The following is a 348-nucleotide window of genomic DNA, read 5'->3' as shown; positions in this document are numbered from 1 at the left end:
TCCCTGATAGCTCAGTTGGTAGAGCACTCGACTGTTAATCGAGTTGTCACAGGTTCGAGTCCTGTTCGGGGAGCCATATGGAGAGGTGTCCGAGTTGGCCGAAGGAGCACGATTGGAAATCGTGTAGGCGCCAAAAGCGTCTCGAGGGTTCGAATCCCTCTCTCTCCGCCAGAATCATTTTATAGCATGGCCCGTTGGTCAAGGGGTTAAGACACCTCCCTTTCACGGAGGTAACAGGGGTTCGAATCCCCTACGGGTCATAGTAGTATGGAGGCTTAGCTCAGCTGGGAGAGCATCTGCCTTACAAGCAGAGGGTCGGGGGTTCGATCCCCTCAGCCTCCACCATTA

The 348-nt window shown here is 54.3% G+C and carries 4 tRNA genes; all 4 read left to right on the top strand.

The features are described from left to right. Positions 1 to 76, top strand: a tRNA-Asn gene (locus tag HFE01_RS26575). A gap of 3 nt (positions 77 to 79) precedes the next feature. Beyond that, positions 80 to 171 (top strand) — tRNA-Ser (locus HFE01_RS26570). Positions 172 to 188: 17 nt separating this feature from the next. Next, positions 189 to 260: transfer RNA gene (locus HFE01_RS26565), tRNA-Glu, on the top strand. A 9-nt stretch (positions 261 to 269) separates the two neighbouring features. Beyond that, a tRNA-Val gene (locus HFE01_RS26560) sits at positions 270 to 345 on the top strand. The last annotated feature ends 3 nt before the right edge of the window (positions 346 to 348 follow it).

This window comes from Paenibacillus sp. EKM10P (assembly GCF_011800655.1).
Classification (GTDB): domain Bacteria; phylum Bacillota; class Bacilli; order Paenibacillales; family Paenibacillaceae; genus Paenibacillus; species Paenibacillus polymyxa.
This window is presented reverse-complemented; position numbering and strand designations above follow the sequence as displayed.